14 protein-coding genes are annotated in these 18030 nt (G+C 71.2%); 7 read left to right on the forward strand and 7 right to left on the reverse strand.

What is annotated here, in order from left to right; genetic code table 11:
• The first annotated feature begins 8 nt into the window (after positions 1-8).
• Positions 9-521 carry a hypothetical protein gene (locus tag N8N77_RS05620; RefSeq protein ID WP_261165286.1) on the forward strand — a complete coding sequence of 171 codons (513 nt, stop codon included), beginning with the start codon at positions 9-11 and terminating at the stop codon, positions 519-521.
• Here the strand turns inward: N8N77_RS05620 and N8N77_RS05625 are convergent.
• The 4 genes from N8N77_RS05625 to N8N77_RS05640 form a co-directional block, all read right to left on the reverse strand.
• Positions 438-1970, reverse strand: a complete 1533-nt coding sequence (locus N8N77_RS05625; protein ID WP_261165287.1) for a dynamin family protein — start codon at positions 1968-1970, stop codon at positions 438-440. The two genes, N8N77_RS05620 and N8N77_RS05625, sit on opposite strands and share 84 nt — an antisense overlap.
• Entirely contained in the window at positions 1967-3862 is a 1896-nt protein-coding gene (locus N8N77_RS05630; RefSeq protein ID WP_261165288.1) for a dynamin family protein, read from the reverse strand. The genes N8N77_RS05625 and N8N77_RS05630 overlap by 4 nt, the downstream gene beginning before the upstream one ends.
• Before the next feature lie 152 nt (positions 3863-4014).
• The gene (locus N8N77_RS05635; protein ID WP_261165289.1) at positions 4015-4866 is read right to left on the reverse strand and encodes a hypothetical protein; all 852 of its coding nucleotides are present in this window, start codon (positions 4864-4866) and stop codon (positions 4015-4017) included.
• Between the two features lie 89 nt (positions 4867-4955).
• Positions 4956-5807: a hypothetical protein gene (locus N8N77_RS05640; RefSeq protein WP_261165291.1), complete on the reverse strand. Its 852-nt coding sequence runs from the start codon at positions 5805-5807 to the stop codon at positions 4956-4958.
• A gap of 248 nt (positions 5808-6055) precedes the next feature.
• Here N8N77_RS05640 and N8N77_RS05645 point away from each other — a divergent pair, with 248 nt between their 5' ends.
• On the forward strand, positions 6056-7243 hold the full coding sequence (locus N8N77_RS05645) for a class I SAM-dependent methyltransferase (RefSeq protein WP_261165292.1): 1188 nt from the start codon (positions 6056-6058) through the stop codon (positions 7241-7243).
• Positions 7244-7263: 20 nt separating this feature from the next.
• Positions 7264-8196: an LLM class F420-dependent oxidoreductase gene (locus tag N8N77_RS05650; RefSeq protein WP_261165293.1), complete on the forward strand. Its 933-nt coding sequence runs from the start codon at positions 7264-7266 to the stop codon at positions 8194-8196.
• A gap of 26 nt (positions 8197-8222) precedes the next feature.
• Here the strand turns inward: N8N77_RS05650 and N8N77_RS05655 are convergent, their stop codons facing one another.
• Together N8N77_RS05655 and N8N77_RS05660 are read right to left on the reverse strand one after the other, a co-directional pair.
• The gene (locus N8N77_RS05655; RefSeq protein ID WP_261165295.1) at positions 8223-8684 is read right to left on the reverse strand and encodes a nucleoside deaminase; all 462 of its coding nucleotides are present in this window, start codon (positions 8682-8684) and stop codon (positions 8223-8225) included.
• A 53-nt stretch (positions 8685-8737) separates the two neighbouring features.
• A complete protein-coding gene (locus N8N77_RS05660; RefSeq protein ID WP_261165297.1) occupies positions 8738-9781 on the reverse strand; it encodes an NAD(P)-dependent alcohol dehydrogenase in 1044 nt (347 codons plus the stop codon).
• An 85-nt stretch (positions 9782-9866) separates the two neighbouring features.
• On the opposite strand from N8N77_RS05660, the gene upp reads away from it, so the two are divergent.
• Complete coding sequence (upp, locus tag N8N77_RS05665; RefSeq protein ID WP_261165299.1) at positions 9867-10505, forward strand: uracil phosphoribosyltransferase; 639 nt, start codon at positions 9867-9869, stop codon at positions 10503-10505.
• 1 nt (position 10506) lies between these two features.
• Complete coding sequence (locus N8N77_RS05670; RefSeq protein ID WP_261165300.1) at positions 10507-10713, forward strand: hypothetical protein; 207 nt, start codon at positions 10507-10509, stop codon at positions 10711-10713.
• A 50-nt stretch (positions 10714-10763) separates the two neighbouring features.
• On the opposite strand, the gene N8N77_RS05675 is transcribed toward N8N77_RS05670, so the two are convergent.
• A complete protein-coding gene (locus N8N77_RS05675) occupies positions 10764-14384 on the reverse strand; it encodes a bifunctional RecB family nuclease/DEAD/DEAH box helicase (RefSeq protein ID WP_261165301.1) in 3621 nt (1206 codons plus the stop codon).
• Positions 14385-14451: 67 nt separating this feature from the next.
• Here N8N77_RS05675 and N8N77_RS05680 point away from each other — a divergent pair, with 67 nt between their 5' ends.
• The gene (locus N8N77_RS05680) at positions 14452-16515 is read left to right on the forward strand and encodes an NAD(+) synthase (RefSeq protein WP_261165303.1); all 2064 of its coding nucleotides are present in this window, start codon (positions 14452-14454) and stop codon (positions 16513-16515) included.
• Positions 16516-16555: 40 nt separating this feature from the next.
• A complete protein-coding gene (locus N8N77_RS05685; RefSeq protein ID WP_261165304.1) occupies positions 16556-18028 on the forward strand; it encodes a lipase maturation factor family protein in 1473 nt (490 codons plus the stop codon).
• The last annotated feature ends 2 nt before the right edge of the window (positions 18029-18030 follow it).

An 18030-nucleotide genomic window follows, 5' to 3' on the forward strand; every position in this document is an offset into this window, starting at 1 on the left:
CCGTCCTCGTGAATCTGCCGCCGCCGATCTCCGTGCGGCTGTCGGAGACGGCGTGGATCCTGTCGCTCGTTCTCGGCGCCGTCGCGGTGGTGTACCTCTTCATCATCCGGCAGGACGTGCAGCCGTCGATCATCGAGATGGCGAAGACCGTGGACGACTCGCGCGCGGAGGAGACCTACACCTCGGTCGCCGACATCCTCTATTGGTCGGTGTTCGGCGCCCTGGTCGCCGTGCTCCTGGTGCAGGTGACTCTGCTGGTGTCGTTCGCCAATCGGCGCCTGAAGGCGCGGTGGGGGCTGTTCGGCACGCTGCTGTTCCAGGCGATCCTCTTCCTGCTCGCCCGCGAGTTCGTGGTGCGGGGCGACAGCGCGCTGCCGCTGGAGAACATCCTGCTGATCCAGCTCGGTCTCGCCGCGCTGGGACTGCTGTTCTCGCTCCTACCGGGCGCCCTGCGCTGGACCGCTCGTCAGCACGACGTCCGCCCCCGCGGCGCCGTCGACGGAAGCGGATCCGACTTCTGACGCCATTCCCTCGACGCTGCGCACCACCAGTCGGCACAGCCCCACCGTCTGGCGGTCGCTCAGCGGCGACTCGGCGAGCGCCCGCCAGTGCGTCAGCATGGCGGCGATCACCGCACGCTGCTCGTCACGACCCGCGGCGGGGTGCAGGCCGAGGCGCACCGGCAGGGCGGTGCCGGCGCCACCGATCAGCCGTTCGGCGAGAGCGAGGTCATCGGCGCTGACCCGCGGCGGGCGGGTGCGCAGCTCGGCCAACAGCGACAGCTCCCGCAGGTCGTGGCTGCGCGAGGTGAGCCGCTCGATCGCGCCTCGCACGTCGTCGGTGCCGGCGCGCGGGATGTCGTCGAGCAGCGCCTGCACACCCTGCAGCACCGCGCGCGCCTTCAATGCGACCGCTCGAGCGCGGAACTGTTCGGCGACGAACCGCTGCAGCGGCACGAGACCGCTCTGCTCGACCATGCGCTGGGCGAGCTCTGATGAGGTGCGGGCACCGCCACGGATGAGAGCGGCGCCCAGGCGGAGCCCGAAGAGACCGAAGCGCGCCAGCAGGGCGCGGCGCACCGAGACGCTGAGGCTCGTGTCGTTCGTGGCTCGGGTGAAGCGGTCGGCCGATACGAGCAGCCTGTCGCGCGCTCGACGCTCGAGCCCCGCGAGCTCGCGCAGGGCGATGAACTCGCTCTCGCGCAAGGTGCGTCCGGCCTCGGCGAGCAGGCCGGCGAGAGGGATGACGTCGAGAGCGAGCGCCCGCAGCTCTCCGTCGCGCTTGTAGCGCTCGGCGATCTTCGCCGCTGACAGCAGGGAGTCGATGCGGCCCGACCCGATCTCATCCGCGCGTGACAGCACGGCGACGGCGTTGACGGTCTCCGAGGCTCCCGCGGCGGTGTCGCGGAAAGCCTCGAGGAATCGCACGTCCTCGGCGTGGACGTGGCGCAGCAGGTAGATGATCGCGTCGGCCGCGGACGGCGTGCGTTCCGGCAGCAGGAAGTCGGTGGAGCGGGCGGAGTTCGCCTCGGTGAGCGAGGCGATGCCGGGGGTGTCGATGAGCACGGTGGAACGAAGGCTTTCGGAGGGCCACGTCACCTCGATGCGCGCGACATCTTCGGCGCGATAGCCGCCCATGTCGAGCACGAGGCGGCCCGACTCGCGCCGCACGGGTTGGTCGACCTGCTCACCGCCGTGCAGGTGGAAGGTCACGCTCGCACGCGGCGCGTGGCGGTACCACGTCACGACCCGCGTGCACTCCCCCGCGTCGGTCGGGGCGATCCGCTCCCCGATCAGAGCATTGAGCAGTGTCGACTTGCCCGCCTTCACGATGCCCGCCACGGCGAGGCGAAGCGGTTCGCGCAGCCGTGCCCGATACCCGTCGAGCACGGCGACAGCATCCTCATCGTCTTCATAGAGCGCCCCGGCGAGCTCGATGACCTCGCCCACATCGCGCAGGTCGCCGCTCATGCCCGACGCCCAGGCTGCTTGGCGGCCTCCAGTGCCGGAATCTCGGCGCGCAGCTGCTCGATGCGTTGCAGCTGCGCCTGCAGCTGCTTGATGCGGCCATCCCTGTCTGCGGAATAGGTCGCTGCCGCCTGCTTGGCCGCGAGCACCGAGTCGGCGAGCGAGCGGTGCAGCTCGTCGGCGATCGACCCGAAGTGATCGCGGGCCACGCGCTGCACCACGCGCAGGCGGTCTTTCAGCTGCTTGCCGACCTGGAACACGACGTCTTCGACGTGGCGGCGGAGGAGATTCTTGGCCTCCATCTGTCGTCGCGACAGGCGGGACGACATGTCTTCGCGGTAGGCGCGGCGCCCGACGAGCACGCCGGCGAGCAGAGAGATGGGGTTGATGAGCGCGAGCCCGACGAGGCTGGTGGCCAGACCGACCATCAGCACGCCGCCATACGAGCCGCGCACCCCGATGTAGATCTTCTCCGTGGCGCTCAGACGGCCCTCGTCGAGCTCCTGAAGCGCTTCGACCGGATCGAGCACGCCGTCGACATCACCCACGTCGATGAGCGGGATCTCCTGCTCGCCCGCGACGAAGTTCTCGGCGACCTGCTCCGACAGCCACCGCGAACGGTCGTTCATCCAGACGAACGTCTCCGACACCGCCGCGTTCACCCGCCGATCGAGCCACTCGGCGATCTGGTCCCAGATGGGCCCCGGGTCGCCCTCGTCGATCGCCGCCTCGCCCTCGCGCTGCACCTTGCGAAGTCGATCGCGCAGGTCGTGCTCGGTGTCGGCGATGAGGTCGGCGATGCCGTCGGCGAGCGTGACCTGCCAGCGCGACGAGCGGCTGCGGAACTCGTCGGCGCGGCTCTTCGCCTCTTCGAGCTGAGCGATCATCCGCGGCGTGTCTTCGGGATGCTGCAGGGCGCTCAGCTCGGAGCGGGCCGCCATCGAGAGCTGGTCGATCACCGAAACGAGATCGTGGGCGGCCGCACGCTGGTGCAGGGCCTCGGCACGGCCGAGCACGTCGCGGCGCAGGTGCGACACGAGGGCGGGAAAGCCGGACTCGTCGTTGAGTTCCCGGTCCTGCAGGTCGGCTGCCAGCATCCGCAAATCACTCGAGACGGCGAACATCGGCACCTCGCCGATCTCGCCCAGGTGCGATCGGTCGGTCTGCTCGATCTGCCGCCACTCCGGGTAGAGGTCGGTCTTCGACAGCACCGCGGCGACGTTCGGCGAGACGCGAAGGGCGTGCTTGAGGAACTGGATCTCGGGTTCGGTGTACTCCTGGGAGGCGTCGGAGACCAGCAGCACCGCGTGTGCGGTGCTCAGCGCCGAGAGCGTCGCGAGCGAGCGCGTGCTCTCGATGCCGCCGACGCCGGGCGAGTCGACGATTCGCAGCCCACCGCGGAGGATCTCGCGCGGCAGCACGACCTCGGCGCCCACGATGTCTTGCCGCACGTCGGCGTCGCCGCGCTCCGAGACGTACTCGGCGAGGCGGTCGAGCTCGATCGGCACGCGTTCGACGGCCTCGTCGGGGCCGTCCTCGCGTCGCACCAGCACGGCGGCGGAAGGGGTGGTCCCGTACCCCACGGCGGTCGGCACGCTCGTGGCGACGTCGTCGTCGACCGCGCAGGCGGGAGCGTTGATGAGGGCGTTGACCAGCTTGCTCTTGCCCTGCTTGAACTGGCCCACCACGATGACGCGCACGTGCGGGTCGAGCAGCCGCTCGCGCGTCGCCTCGAGTTTCTGCACGAGGTCGGAACGTCCGAGCGTCGCTGACAGCGAGCGCACCTTCCCGACCAGCGTCACAAGCCCCTCGACCTCGTTCGGTCGGGGGGCTTGGTCAGCGGCGGGCGGGCCTGCCGGCCCGGGCGAGGAAGGAGCGGGAGGGGTCAGGGTCATGGGATCCTCCTGGATCGACGGGCCGTGCTTCGCGGGGTTCGGGTCGGGTGCTGCCCGCGGACAGCAAGAACCGATGGCTCCGCTGCGGGGCGCCTGCCGCACCGGAGCCATCGGGTCTTGGGGATCGGCGCGAGGGCCGATCGTGGGGATCGCTAATCCTCGACCTCCAGGGAGACGTCTTCGACGACGATGACGTCCTCTTCTCCCCAGATCACATCGGCGTCGACGTCCCACTCGTTCTGTTCCACCGCGGTGAACTCCTCGTTGAACGAGTTGTCGGCCGTGTAGGTCTCCGAGTCGTCGTTGAACGAGTCGTCGATGTCGACGTCGACCGAGTTGTCGGTCACCGACGAGGTGAAGTCGACGGTGTTGTACGAGTCCGACACGCTCGTGATCGTCACGTCGTTGCCGACGTTGACGTCGCCGGTTCCCGAGGTGATGGTCGTCGAGCTGTCGAGCGTCTGGGTGATCTCGATGTCGTCGCCCGCAGCCATCGCTCCGTCGCCGGAGGCGACGACCGCTTCGCTGTCGACCCACTGACCGACCCCGCCGCCCGAGAGGATGTTGCTGTTGACCGACTGGTCGACGATGGTGGCCCGGTTGTCGATCATCGTGTCACCCGCACCGCCGGCCCCACCCGCGCCGCCCAGGTTGAGGTCGCGGAAGCCGGTGTCGTAGCTGCGGTTGCCCGCGCTGATCGAGTGGTCGTGCACCGAATGGTCGGAGTTGTCCGTCTCCGACTCGTCGACGATCTCGATGGTCTCGTTGTAGGAGCCGGTGTTGCCGACGTGCTCGAGATCCCAGTCGGCGTTGTGCGAGCCGTCGTGGAACGAGTCCTCGACGTCCAGGTCGACGTTGCCGCTGTTCTCGACCGAGTTGTCCTCGTTGCCGACGTTGTCGACGTCGACGCCGAGCGTGGCGTTGTTGTTGGTGGTCGTGGTGTTGAACGAGTCACGAACCCGCGTGTTGAACGAGTCGTCGAGTTCGTTGAAGTCGAGAGACATCTCTCTTTCTCACTTTCTGTCCGGGAGGACGATGAAGCGATGCCCGGCCGTCGGCGTCTCGAGGATTCGACGACCGGGCATCGGGTTCCTCAGAAGTCGATGTCGGCGTCGTTGACGACGGTCACGTCTTCGCCGATGATCGCGTCGAGGTCGAGGTCGACCTCGGTGCTCGAGAAGAGGTTGGTCTCCTCGTTGAACGAGTCGGTGGCCGTGTAGGTCTCCGAGTAGTCGTTGCCGACGTTGTCGAGGTCGAGGTCGACGGAGTTGTCCTCGTAGCTCAGGTCGATCGTGGTGGTGTTGTACGAGTCGCTCACGCTGGTGATGTCGACCGTGTTGCCGACGTTCACGTCGCCTTCGCCGGACGAGATCGTGGTCGACTCGTCGAGTGTCGTGGTGACGGAGATGTCGCCGCCGGCGGCGTACGACTCGTCGCCCGAGGCCACGACGGCCTCCGCGGAGCTGCCCTGGAACACCGGGCCGAGCGAGGCGATGTTGCCGTTGACCGACTGGTCGACGATCGTCGAGCGGTTGTCGATCATGAGGTCGCCGCCGCCGGCACCCGCCGCGCCCGCGCCACCCGCTGCGAGGTTGAGGTCGCGGAAGCCGGTGTCGTAGCTGCGGTCGCCCGCGCTGACGGAGTGGTCGTGCACCGAGTGGTCGGAGTTGTCGGTCCACGACGAGTCGGTGTACGAGAACGAGTCGTTGTAGGAGTCGGTGTTGCCCGAGTCGTCGACGTCGACGTCGAGGTTGTGCGAGTCCTCGTGGAACGAGTCGTCGACGTCGACCCCGAGGTTGCCGCTGTCCGTGACGGAGTTGTCGGTGTTGAACGAGTCGGCGACCCCGACGTCGATCGTGGCGGTGTTGTTCGTCTCGTCGGTGTTGAACGAATTCACGACCGCGGTGTTGAACGACTCTTCGAAGTCGTTGATGTCGATGCTCATTTCTGTGTCCTCATCCCGGGGTCTCGGCCCCATCGCGCTGGTGATGGCTTCACATTAGGAATCGCCGCCCTGCCCGCACATCGGGGATGCCTCCCGGACTCCCTATCCGCGATAGGGGGTATTTCGGGGGTCGGGCAGGGGGCACGGGCACGGGTGTCCGGGAGGGATTCGGAGCACGCATCGGGGCACCCCAGTCACTCACCCTGCGCGGCAACGGGGGCGGTGCGGGCCGTCCGTAGGGTGGAGGGATGGAGATCGGCGAACTCACCGCACTGCTCACGCCCGAAGGCCTGCGGCTGCTCGACGAGACCGGACCGATCGAGTCGACCGACGATGCCGCCCGCGCGGTGTCGCGGCTGCGTGCGGCGGGGCACTCCCCCGAGCTGGTGTCGGCCGTGGTCGGTCAGGCTCGCCTGCGCCGGCGTGCCGCCGCGAAGTTCGGCACGCTCGCCGAGCGGATGCTCTTCACGCGCGCCGGCCTCGAGCAGGCCACGCGCCTGGCCGTTGCGACCCACCACGCCGAGCGCCTGCGCCGCGCCGGCCTGACGCGGGTGGCCGACCTCGGCTGCGGGATCGGCGGCGACGCGCTCGCGTTCGCGGGGCTGGGGCTCGATGTCACGGCGGTCGAGGCGGACGAGGTCACGGCGGCGCTCGCCGCCTACAACCTCGCTCCGTTCCGCCCGGGCACCACGGTGACGCACGGGCGCGCCGAGGAGACGGACCTCTCGGCGGTCGACGCCGTGTGGCTCGATCCGGCCCGGCGCACGGCCGGACACACCGAGACGTCCCGGGTGGCGGCGGCGGAGTACTCCCCGCCGCTGGACTGGGCGTTCGCCCTCGCGGCGCGCGTGCCGACCGGCATCAAGCTCGGCCCCGCCCACGACCGCGACGCCCTTCCGGACGACGCCGAGGCGCAATGGGTGAGCGCGGACGGGTCGACCGTGGAGCTCGTGCTCTGGTCGGGCGCGCTGGCCCGCGACGGCGTGCGCCGCTCGGCGCTCGTGCTGCGCGACGGCTCCGCGCACGAGCTCACTGCTCCCGCGGACGCGCCCGATGAGCCGGTGCGCCCGCTCGGTGCGTTCCTGCACGAACCGGAGGGCGCCGTCATCCGCGCCCGCCTCATCGGCGACGTCGCCCGCGCGCTCGACGCCGGGCCGATCGCGCCCGGGATCGCTTACCTCACGGGCGAGGCCCCCCTGACGAGTCCCTTCGTGTCGAGCTTCCGGGTCCGCGAGACGCTGCCCGCCGATGCGAAGGGCCTCGGCAAGGCGCTGCGCGCCCGCGGCATCGGCGTCCTGGAGATCAAGAAGCGCGGCGTCGATGTGGATCCGGCCGCGTTCCGCCGCAAGCTGGCGCTGCGCGGCGACGAGTCGGCCACCCTGCTGCTCACCCGCGTCGGCGGGCGCCGGCTGGCGATCCTCGCCGACCGCGTCTGATCGTGCGGCAGACTGACGACATGGAGTACTGCGTCTTCACCGAGCCCCAGCAGGGCGCCGATTACGACACCCAGCTCGCCTTCGCGCAGACCGCCGAGCGCCACGGCTTCGACGGGTTCTTCCGCTCGGACCACTTCCTCAAGATGGGCGACTTCTTCGACGGCCTGCCCGGACCCACCGACGCCCTCACGACGCTCGCCGGCCTGGCCCGCGAGACGTCGCGGATCCGCCTCGGCACGCTCGTCTCCTCGGTCACCTACCGCCACCCCGGGCTCCTCGCGATCCAGGCGGCGCAGCTGGACGCCATGTCGGGCGGCCGATTCGAGCTGGGCCTCGGCACCGGCTGGTACGAGGCCGAGCACCGCGCCTACGGCATGCCCTTCCCGGCCAAGCGCTTCGACCTGCTCGAGGAGCAGCTGCAGATCCTCACAGGCCTGTGGGGCACGCCGGTCGGCGAGACCTTCTCGTTCGACGGCGCGCACTACCGCCTGGAAGACTCCCCCGCGCTTCCCAAGCCCGTACAGAACCCGATGTCGCTCATCGTGGGCGGCGCCGGACCGAGCCGCACCCCGGCGCTGGCGGCGCGGTACGCCACGGAGTTCAACATCGTCTTCCAGGCGGAGGACGTCATCGCGGACCGGCTCGCCCGCGTCGCCGCGGCATGCGAGGCGATCGGCCGCGACCCCGCCACCCTCAAGCGCACCGTGGGGCTCACCCTGCTCGCGGGCGCCACCGAGGCGGACCTCGCGCGACGCGCGGCGAACACGGGGGTGGACCTTGCGCAGTTCCGCGCGGACTTCACCTTCTGCGGGTCGGCGGGCGAGATCGTCGACCGTGTCGGACGCCTGCGGGAGCTCGGCGCGGAGCGCATCTACTTCCAGATGATCGACATGACCGACCTCGACCACCTCGCCTATGTGGGCGAGGAGGTGCTGCCCCAGCTGCCGCGCTGACGTGGCCGGCGCAGGGAGGGGGCCGGTCAGCGCCGCGGTTCGAAGAAGCCGCGCAACAGCCGCTGCGACTCCTCCTCCCGCACGCCGCCGATGACCTCGGCGCGATAGGGCAGCCGCCGGTCGCGCACGACGTCGTACTGCGAGCCGGCGGCGCCCGCCTTGTCGTCCCACGCACCGAAGACCAGCCGGCCGATCCGGGCCTGCAGCACCGCGCCCGCGCACATGAGGCACGGCTCCAGCGTGACCACGAGGGTGCGTCCCTCGAGGTTCCACGATCCGATCGCCTCGGCCGCCTGCCGCAGCGCCACCACCTCGGCGTGCGCGGACGGGTCGTGGCGCTCCTCGCGCAGGTTGCGTCCCTCGCCGATGACGCGCCCGTCGAGGTCGAGCACGACGGCGCCGACGGGGATCTCCCCCGCGGCGGCGGCCTCGGCCGCGAGCGCGAGCGCACGATCCATGGCCGCGGCATCGGCCGGGTGCGGGGTCATGGTTCGAGCGTACGCGCGCGGCCGGCCGGGAACGGATCGGCCGCGCGCGGCGATCACGGCGTGATGACCGCGCGACCGCGCAGGGTGCCCTCGTGCAGGCGGTGGTATGCCTCCGGCGCGTCGTCGAGCGAGAAGCGCTCGGTCTCGACGTGGATGAGGCCGGCGCGGGCGAGGTTCAGCACCTCGATGAGCTCGGAGCGCGAGCCCCAGTACGGCGAACGGATGCTCGAGTCGTACGGCTTGGCGAGCATGCCCACGTCGGTCTTGGCGGCGCCGACGCCCACGATCACCTGGTCGGTCTCGACGCCCGAAAGGGCGGCGCCGAGATCGATGGTGGGCTGGATCGCGACGAAGTCGAAGACGGCGGTGACCGCACGACGCCCTGTGACCTTCTCGATCGCGGCCGGGGCGTCGTCGTTCGAGAGGAACGCGTGGTGCGCCCCCACGTCCTTCGCGAGTGCGAGCTTCTCGTCGTTGACGTCGAGGGCGATGACCGTGGCGGGCGTGAGGGCGCGCAGGATCTGGATCGCGACGTGACCGAGGCCGCCGGTGCCGATGACGACGGCCGTGCTGCCCGCGCCGAGCTTCGGCAGCGAGCCCTTGATGGCGTGATAAGGGGTGAGGCCCGCGTCGGTGAGGGCGACGTTCTCGACCGGGTCGAGGTCTCCCAGCGGAACGAGGTGGCGAGGGTCGTCGATGATCATGTACTCGGCCATGGATCCGTCGTGACCGAGTCCGGGCGGGGTGATGCCGAGCTCCGCGGCGCGCTCGCAGTAGTTCTCCTTGCCCTGGGCGCACTGGTAGCAGGTGCCGCAGCCCCACGGGCCATACACCGCCACGGCGTCTCCGACGGCGACGCTCGTGACCCCCTCGCCGAGCTTGTCGACCACGCCAGCGCCCTCGTGGCCGAGCGTCATGGGCAGGGGGTAGCCGAACTGGGCGTACTGCTCCTCGCTGAGCCCCATGACGAACGAGTCGGAGTGGCAGGCGCCTGCGGCCGTGACCTTCAGACGCACCTGGCCCGGCCCCGGCTCGGGGGTGGGGACGTCGACGACGACCGGCGCCTTCCCGACTTCGACGTACTGCAGTGCCTTCATGGTGAGACCCCTTTCCGCGGGTGCCCGCGCGGCACCCCGCTCGCCTCATTGTCTCTCCGCAGGTGCGCGCCGGTAGCCTGGATCCATGCGCCTGCACGTTGCGGACCACCCGCTCATCACCCACAAGCTGACCGTCCTCCGCAACGAGAAGACGCCCTCGCCGGTGTTCCGTCAGCTCACCGAGGAGCTCGTCACGCTCCTGGCGTATGAGGCCACCCGCAACGTGCGGGTCTCGCCGCGCGAGATCCAGACCCCCGTCACGACGACCGTCGGGGTGGAGATCAGCGACCCGAAGCCGCTCGTCGTGCCGATCCTGCGCGCGGGCCTCGGCATGCTCGAGGGCATGGTGAAGCTTGTGCCCACCGCCGAGGTCGGGTTCCTCGGCATGGTGCGTGACCACGAGACCCTCGAGCCCACCACGTACGCCGAGCGCCTTCCCGACGACCTCAGCCACCGCCAGTGCTTCGTCCTCGACCCGATGCTGGCCACGGGCGGTTCGCTGGGCGCGGCCATCGAGTTCCTGTTCGACCGCGGCGCCGTGGACGTCACCGCGATCTGCCTGCTCGGCGCGCCCGAGGGCGTGGCGCACATCGAGAAGCAGACGGCGGGCCGCGAGGTGACGCTCGTGCTCGGCGCGCTCGATGAGAAGCTGGACGAGCGGGGCTACATCGTGCCGGGCCTCGGCGACGCGGGCGACCGCCTTTACGGCTCCGCCGGCTACTGAGGTGCTCGTCTCCGGCGGCTACACGCTCGTCGGGCTGGGGCTGTGGGGCCTGATCACCTCGATGGGCACGATCGTCGGTGACCTCGGCGGCCGCGGATCGTGGCTGCTCGTGTACAACCTCGCGGCGTGCGCGGTGGGCGCCTGGATGATCCGGCGCGGCTCTTCACGGCCGGGCCCGCCGCGACCGGTGGACGACGACCACGGCTGAACCGGGCCACCGGGCGCGCCGGGCGGAAGCGCCCTGCGGGCCCTCGGCGCTCACGCCCCCACGAGGCGCGCGAAGGCGCTCATCCGCACCACGCCGTCGGCGCTGTGCGGCAGATCGTCGAGCAGCGCCGGCGAGTGGACGAGGTAGGCGGCCACCATCGCGCGGGACACGGCGACGTTGAGGCGGTTCTGCAGCAGCAGGAAGTCGCTGCCGCGCGGCGCGTCGCGCCCGGACGAGGCCGCGAGCGTCACGATCGACACCGCCGCCTCCTGCCCCTGGAACCGGTCGACGGTGCCCACCCGCACGTCGCCGAGTCCCGCCTCGGCGAGTGCGCGCTCGACGCACAGCACCTGCGCGTTGTAGGGGGCGACGACGATGACGTCGGCGGCCGTCACCGGGCGCGGAGCGCACGGGACCGCCGTGCCGTCGTCCTCGATCCGGATATCGGTGAAGGCACGCCCGACGATGTCGCGCGCGATCCGGACGACCTCCGCCGCCTCCTGAGGCGATTCGGTCGCGTTCCCGCGGTGCCGCACGGGCACGGCGTGCAGGCCCGGCTCGACGCCTGCCACCGAGCGCAGCTCGGCACCCTCGCGCGACGCGAGCCTGCCGGCGTAGGAGAGGGCGGAGACGACCTCGGCCACGGCGGGGTGCATGCGCACGGACCGGGCCAGGAAGTACCCGTGGGTGGGCGGGATCACCTGCTCGCCGTCCATCACCCAGCCGAGCGCCGAGGTGTCGACCGGCTCCGGGTGCGTGCCCTGACTCACCTGCGGCAGCTGCTGCGGGTCGCCGAGCAGCAGCAAACGCTGCGCGGCCAGCGAGACCGCGATCGTGGAGGCCAGCGAGAACTGCCCCGCCTCGTCGATCACGAGCAGGTCGAGGCTGCCCCGCGGCACGCGCTGCTCGTGCGCGAAGTCCCACGCCGTGCCGCCGATGACATACCCATCGGGGTGCTCGGCGGTGAAGGCCGCGACGCCGTTCTTCGGGATCACGGTGAAGGACGCCGCAGCTCCGCCGTCCTTGGGGGCCTTGGCCACGCGCGCGGGCGACAGCCCGGCGGCGACGATGCGATCAAGCATGTGCTCGACGACGGCATGGGACTGTGCGACGACGCCGACCTTGAAGCCGTGCTCGGCGACGAGGCGCGCGATGACGTGGGAGCCGACATAGGTCTTCCCCGTGCCGGGCGGGCCCTGCACCGCGAGGTAGCCGCGGTCGAGAGCGCGAAGGGAGGCGGTGATCGCCGCGACGTCGTCGCCCCTGCTCGGGGTGAGGCCGCCCCGCACCCGCGGGGGAAGCCGGCGCACCAGGTCGGTGGCCGGATCGGCCGGGAAGAGGGGGGCCACGGCCGCCCCCGTGGCGCCGCCGCGCGGGGCGGCGGTGGGCACGCCGGCGAGCGCGGCCGCGGCGTGCCGCTCGCCCATCCGCGCGGTGTCGAGCGGCGCGTCGGCCGCCGACAGCACCGCGTCCGCCCATGCCTCGATCGCCTTCTGCTGGTTCCCGGCGCGCGGCGGGGGTGACGGCGCGACGGCCACGGGCAGCTCGCTCCACGTCATGCCGCCGATCGCCGTCTCCTCCACGACGACGCCGTCCTCGAGCTCCTCGACGACGCGCACGCTGCGCGGCACATGGATCCACCGCGGCGACACCTCCGCGGGGAACGGCGCGGGCCGCGCGTAGAGCACGAACGGCTCGGCCCCCTCGCGGATACGCGTGCCGGGGGCGACGTCGCCGCGCAGCGCGACGAGGCGGCGCTCGGCGCGGCGCCCCTCCTCGGGCACGTGCCAGTCCTCGACGATCCGGCTGCGCGACACGTCGACCGCCACGACGTCGCGCGTGTCGGCCCACAGCGAGAGGGGCTCGCGCAGGCGCTGGAAGTGCCCCTGCCAGAAGCTCTTCGCCTCGCGGGGGTAGTAATCGATGGCGGCGGCCCCCAGCCGCAGCGCCACGGTGTCGGGATCGTCCGCCTCGCCCGCGGCGGCGCGCAGCCGCAGCGCCTCAGCGAGCGGCGAGGGCTCGTAGGCGGTGGCCTCGTTGCGCTCCGGCGGAGCGGGCAGCACCCCCGCCTCGCGGGCACGATCGACGAGCCAGTCCCGCAGGCGCCGCGTCGAGACGCAGTCGTAGGCGTTGTACGCCGCAAGGTCATCGAGGATCTCCTGCGCCTCCGCCGTGCGCCCCTCGTCCCGCAGCGCTCGCGCCTCCACGTAGCGCAGGATCGAGTCGCCGCCCTGCTGCACGTCCTGCGTGCGCACCTCGTCGCCCATGTACAGCGGCTCGAGCTTCTTGATGGAGTACGAGCGCGATCCCACCCGCACCGCCCGGCGCACGATCGGGTACAGGTCGACGAACAGCTCATCGCGCAGCATCCGGTCGACGTCGGCCTCGCGCACGCCGTGCCGGGCGGCCATCGCCGCCAGGTGGGTGGGCTCGTACGGGGCGTAGTGGTAGATGTGCATGTCGGGGTGGGCCGCGCGGCGCGCGGCGATGAAGTCGCAGAACCGTTCCAGCGCCTCGCGCTCGGCGGCCAGGTCGTGCGCCCACAGCGGCGTGTATCGCTCCTGCATGTCGACCCAGCCGAAGAGGTAGTCGATGCCCCACTCCTCGTGACCCTCTCCGTCCTCCTCGCTGTAGAGGGGGTCACCCTCGAAGTCGAAGAAGATGTCGCCGCGGTCGGGGCGGGGCATGGTCGCGAGTGCCTCGGGCAGGACGACCTCGTAGGCGGGGACGGGGTGTTCCTCCGCCGCGGTCTCGACCGCGGGCACCCCCGCCGGACTCTCGATCTGCAGGCGTGCCTGGGTGCGCAGCCCCGCGAACACCTCAGGGTTCATGCCGTACGGCGCCTCGGGCGCCGCGGCCAGCTCGTCGATGGTCGCGATGCCGGCGGCGCGCAGCCGCTCGCGCTGCACGGGGCGCATGCCGGCCACGAGCAGCACGTCGCGCTGAGCGACAGCCTCCTGCTCGCACGTGGCGCAGCGCCCGCAGGCGACCACGCCCAGGTCGCCGCGGGCATCGCCCCACGCGATGGGCTCTCCCGCGACACCCAGGTCCACCCGCCGGTCGGCGATGAGATCGCGGAGGCGCCGGCGGCGCACGCGGAACAGCGGCAGCAGATCGTCGACCCGATGGGTGCTCGTCGAGCCGTCGCCGAGCAGCAGGTCCACCTCGGCGGAGCGCGGGATGCCGAGCCGGTCGAGCTGGTCGACGTACGCCGCCAGCTGCATGAGCGCCGTCACCTTCGCGCGACGCGCGAGCTTCGAATCCTGCACCCGCCAGGACCCGTCCGCCTCCCGCAGCAGGAAGTCGGCGAACCCGACGAACTCGTCGGTCTGGAACGCCGCCTGGAACACCACGCGCGCGTCCGCTCCGGTCAGCGCCGCCCACGTCTCTTCGACGGCCCGGGCCATGCCCGCATCATCGCTCGAGCGCTGCCGGTCGATCTCGATCACCGCGGGCCCGAAGTCGCGCCGGTAGCGGCCGAGCACCCGCTCCTCGTGGGCGTCGCCGAGCCGCGCGGCCCGCTCGAGCATCTCGTCCTCGGGCTCGTCCACCTCGGGCACGCGACCGAGCCGGGCATCCAGCGCCCGCAGCCACGCGAACTCGCACTCCGCGGCGGCCTTGAGGTCGCTCGCGCTCCAGACGACGCGCTGCTGGGACGGGATGTATCTCACCGTTCGAGGCTATCCGCGGGGTGCGACATCCCCGGCCGCCCCGGCCCTCGCGTGACAGACTGAACGCGTGAGCGACTTCGAGTTCGACAGCGCGTACGGGCACGGGTTCGCGCGGGTGGCGGCCTGCACGACCCCCCTCGCCCTCGCCGATCCCGCCGCCAACGCCGACGCCGTGCTCGCCACCGCGCGCGAGCTGCACGAGCAGGCCGTCGCCGTGGCCGTGTTCCCCGAGCTGTGCCTCTCGGGGTACTCGATCGAGGACCTCGTGATGCAGGACCCCCTGCTCGATGCGGTGCGCGAGGCGATCGAGCGCATCGCCGCGGCGTCGACCGACCTCATGCCGCTGCTCGTCGTGGGCGCCCCGCTGGCCAGGGGCAACCGCATCTACAACTGCGCCGTCGTCATCCACCGAGGGTCGGTTCTCGGCGTGGCGCCCAAGTCGTACCTGCCCACGTATCGCGAGTTCTACGAGCGCCGCTGGTACGCGCCGGGAGACGACGCGCGCGGCGAGATCGAGCTGGGCGGGCGCGCCGTGCCCTTCGGCCCCGACCTGCTGTTCGAGGCGTCCGACATCCCGGGTCTCGTCGTCCACGCGGAGGTGTGCGAGGACTACTGGGTGCCGATCCCGCCGTCGTCGCTGGCCGCACTCGCGGGGGCGACCGTGCAGCTGAACCTCTCGGGCAGCCCCATCACGATCGCCCGCGCCGACGATCGCCGGCTGCTCGCGCAGTCGGCCTCGGCACGGAACCTCTCGGCGTACGCGTATGCCGCAGCCGGCATGGGAGAGTCGACGAACGACGTCTCCTGGGACGGGCAGACGATGATCTACGAGGCGGGCACGCTGCTCGCCGAGACGGAGCGCTTCCCCGACGGCCCACGCCACGCCGTCGCCGACATCGATCTGGATCGCCTGCGCCAGGACCGGATGCGGCAGGGCACGCTCGACGACAACCGGCGCGCCTTCCAGGACCGCATGACCTTCCGCACGGTGCGCTTCCGGCTCGATCCGCCCACGGGAGACGTGGGCCTGCGCCGTTCGCTCGACCGCTTCCCCTTCGTGCCGGACGACCCCGAGCGCCTCGCGCAGGACTGCTACGAGGCGTTCAACATCCAGGTCTCCGGACTCGTGCAGCGGATGCGCTCCATCGGCGACCCGAAGCCGGTCATCGGCGTCTCGGGTGGTTTGGACTCCACGCACGCGCTCCTGGTGATCGCGCGGGCGATGGATCGTATGGGGCGCCCCCGCAGCGACATCCTCGCGTACACCATGCCGGGCTTCGCGACGAGCGATCACACCAAGTCGAACGCGATCGCGCTGGCCGAGTCGGTGGGCGCGACGATCGAGACCATCGACATCCGCCCCGCCGCGACCGAGATGCTGCGGCAAATGGGCCACCCCTTCGCCTCGGGCGAGCCCGTGTACGACGTCACGTTCGAGAACGTGCAGGCCGGGCTGCGCACCGATTACCTCTTCCGCCTGGCCAACCACCACCGCGGCATGGTGGTGGGCACCGGAGACCTCTCGGAGATCGCGCTCGGCTGGTCGACCTACGGGGTGGGCGACCAGATGAGCCACTACGGGGTCAACTCCGGCGTGCCGAAGACGCTCATCCAGCACCTGATCCGCTGGGTGATCGCGCATGGCGACGAGCAGGGCGTCTCGGCCGAGGAGGCCCGCGTGCTGCAGGCCGTCCTCGACACCGAGATCAGCCCCGAACTCGTGCCGGCGGGGCAGGACGGCGAGGTGCAGTCGACCGAGTCGACGATCGGCCCCTACGCGCTGCACGACTTCGCTCTGCACCACATCCTGCGCCACGGCATGCGGCCCTCGAAGATCGCATTCCTTGCGCAGCATGCCTGGGCCGACCCGCACGCCGGATCCTGGCCCCCGGGCTTCCCGGAGGAGGATCGATTCGGCTACGACCTGCCCACGATCGCGAAGTGGTTGCAGGTGTTCCTGAAGCGCTTCTTCGGGTTCGCCCAGTTCAAGCGCTCCGCGATCCCGAACGGGCCGAAGGTCTCGCCGACCGGTTCGCTGTCGCCGCGGGGCGACTGGCGCGCACCCTCCGACGGCAACGCGCGTGCATGGCTCGCCGAGCTGAAGCAGGCGCTTCCGGATCTCGTCGACTAGGGCCCTGACGTACCCCGCGAGCCGCTCTAGGGTGTGACGCATGGACGGCTTCGCGGCGGTCGACTTCGAGTTCGCGCGGCAGGTGCTGCAGCGAGGCACCGCGGCGCTGTATCTCATCGCGTTCGTCTCGAGCCTGAATCAGTTCCGCCCGTTGCTCGGGGAACACGGGCTGCTGCCCGCGCCCGAGCTGCTGGAATGGGCGCGCTCCTCCGATCGCGCGGGCCGCATGCTGCGGCCGACGCTGTTCCGGTGGATCCGCTACACCGATCGTCGACTGGTCGCCCTCTGCGTGGCGGGGATCGTCGTTGCGGCGCTGCTCGTGGCGGGCGTGCCGCAGCTGGGCCCGCCGTGGCTGCCGATGGTCTGCTTCCTCGCCCTCTGGTTCGGCTACATGTCCGTCGTCTCGATCGGGCAGACGTTCTACGGCTTCGGCTGGGAGATGCTGCTGCTCGAGATGGGGTTCCTCGCCGCGTTCCTCGGGTCGAACGACCAGCCCCCGCCCACCCTCATCATCGTGCTGTACTGGTGGCTGCTGTTCCGGCTCGAGTTCGGCGCCGGCATGATCAAGATCCGCGGCGGGCGCGAGTGGCGCGACCTCACCGCCATGACGTTCCACCACGAGACGCAGCCGATGCCCGGGCCGCTCAGCAGGCAGGCGCACCTGTTGCCGCGCTGGTTCCACAAGCTCGAGGTGATCGGCAACCACCTCGCGCAGCTCGTCGCGCCGTGGCTGCTGTTCGCGCCGGCGCTCGCCCTCGTGCTGCCCGACGCGATTCCCTATGCGCTCGGCACCGCCGGCGCGATCGTGGTGATCCTCACCCAACTGTGGTTGGTGGCGACCGGCAACTTCGCCTGGCTGAACTGGTCGCCGATCGTGCTGGCGGCCTCCGCCATCGCGGTTCCCCCGAACGCCCTGGCGTGGCTGCCCTCCGCGTCGGCCGAGCTGCCGCTCTGGTGGCTCGTCATCACGACCGTGGTGGCGGTCGGGTACGCGGCGCTGAGCTGGCCGGCCGCCCGCAACCTGGCCTCGCGGCGACAGCTGATGAACGCGAGCTTCAACCGCTGGAACCTCGGCAACACATACGGGGCGTTCGGCACCGTCACGCGCGTGCGCGACGAGGTCGTCGTCGAGGGGACCGAGGATGAGGATCCGCGCACCGCCCGGTGGCGCGAGTACGAGTTCAAGGGCAAGCCGGGCGATCCGCGGCGTCTGCCGCCCCAGGTCGCGCCCTATCATCTTCGGCTGGACTGGCTCATGTGGTTCCTTGCCCTGGGCCGCCTGGAGCCCTGGTTCGAGGTCTTCCTGCTGCGACTGCTCGAGGCCGACCGCGCCACCCTTCGCCTCCTGCGCCGGGATCCGTTCGACGGCCGCCGCCCCCGCTGGATCCGGGTCACGATGTACCGCTACCGCTTCGCCACACGCGCGGAGCACCGCCGCGACGGCCTGCGATGGGTGCGGGAGGAGCAGTACCGGATGGTGCGACCGGTGGCCCTTGCCGACCTGGCGCCGTGACG

This window comes from Microbacterium sp. Marseille-Q6965, assembly GCF_946151065.1.
In the GTDB taxonomy this organism is placed as follows: Bacteria; Actinomycetota; Actinomycetes; order Actinomycetales; family Microbacteriaceae; genus Microbacterium.

Coding starts and splice junctions, on each gene's coding strand:
- N8N77_RS05650 (WP_261165293.1), top strand. CDS start 7,264: ATGGAGTACTGCGTCTTCACCGAGCCCCAGCAGGGCGCCGATTACGAC.
- N8N77_RS05655 (WP_261165295.1), bottom strand. CDS start 8,684: ATGACCCCGCACCCGGCCGATGCCGCGGCCATGGATCGTGCGCTCGCG.
- upp (WP_261165299.1), top strand. CDS start 9,867: ATGCGCCTGCACGTTGCGGACCACCCGCTCATCACCCACAAGCTGACC.
- N8N77_RS05640 (WP_261165291.1), bottom strand. CDS start 5,807: ATGAGCATCGACATCAACGACTTCGAAGAGTCGTTCAACACCGCGGTC.
- N8N77_RS05635 (WP_261165289.1), bottom strand. CDS start 4,866: ATGTCTCTCGACTTCAACGAACTCGACGACTCGTTCAACACGCGGGTT.
- N8N77_RS05630 (WP_261165288.1), bottom strand. CDS start 3,862: ATGACCCTGACCCCTCCCGCTCCTTCCTCGCCCGGGCCGGCAGGCCCG.
- N8N77_RS05685 (WP_261165304.1), top strand. CDS start 16,556: ATGGACGGCTTCGCGGCGGTCGACTTCGAGTTCGCGCGGCAGGTGCTG.
- N8N77_RS05645 (WP_261165292.1), top strand. CDS start 6,056: ATGGAGATCGGCGAACTCACCGCACTGCTCACGCCCGAAGGCCTGCGG.
- N8N77_RS05660 (WP_261165297.1), bottom strand. CDS start 9,781: ATGAAGGCACTGCAGTACGTCGAAGTCGGGAAGGCGCCGGTCGTCGTC.
- N8N77_RS05625 (WP_261165287.1), bottom strand. CDS start 1,970: ATGAGCGGCGACCTGCGCGATGTGGGCGAGGTCATCGAGCTCGCCGGG.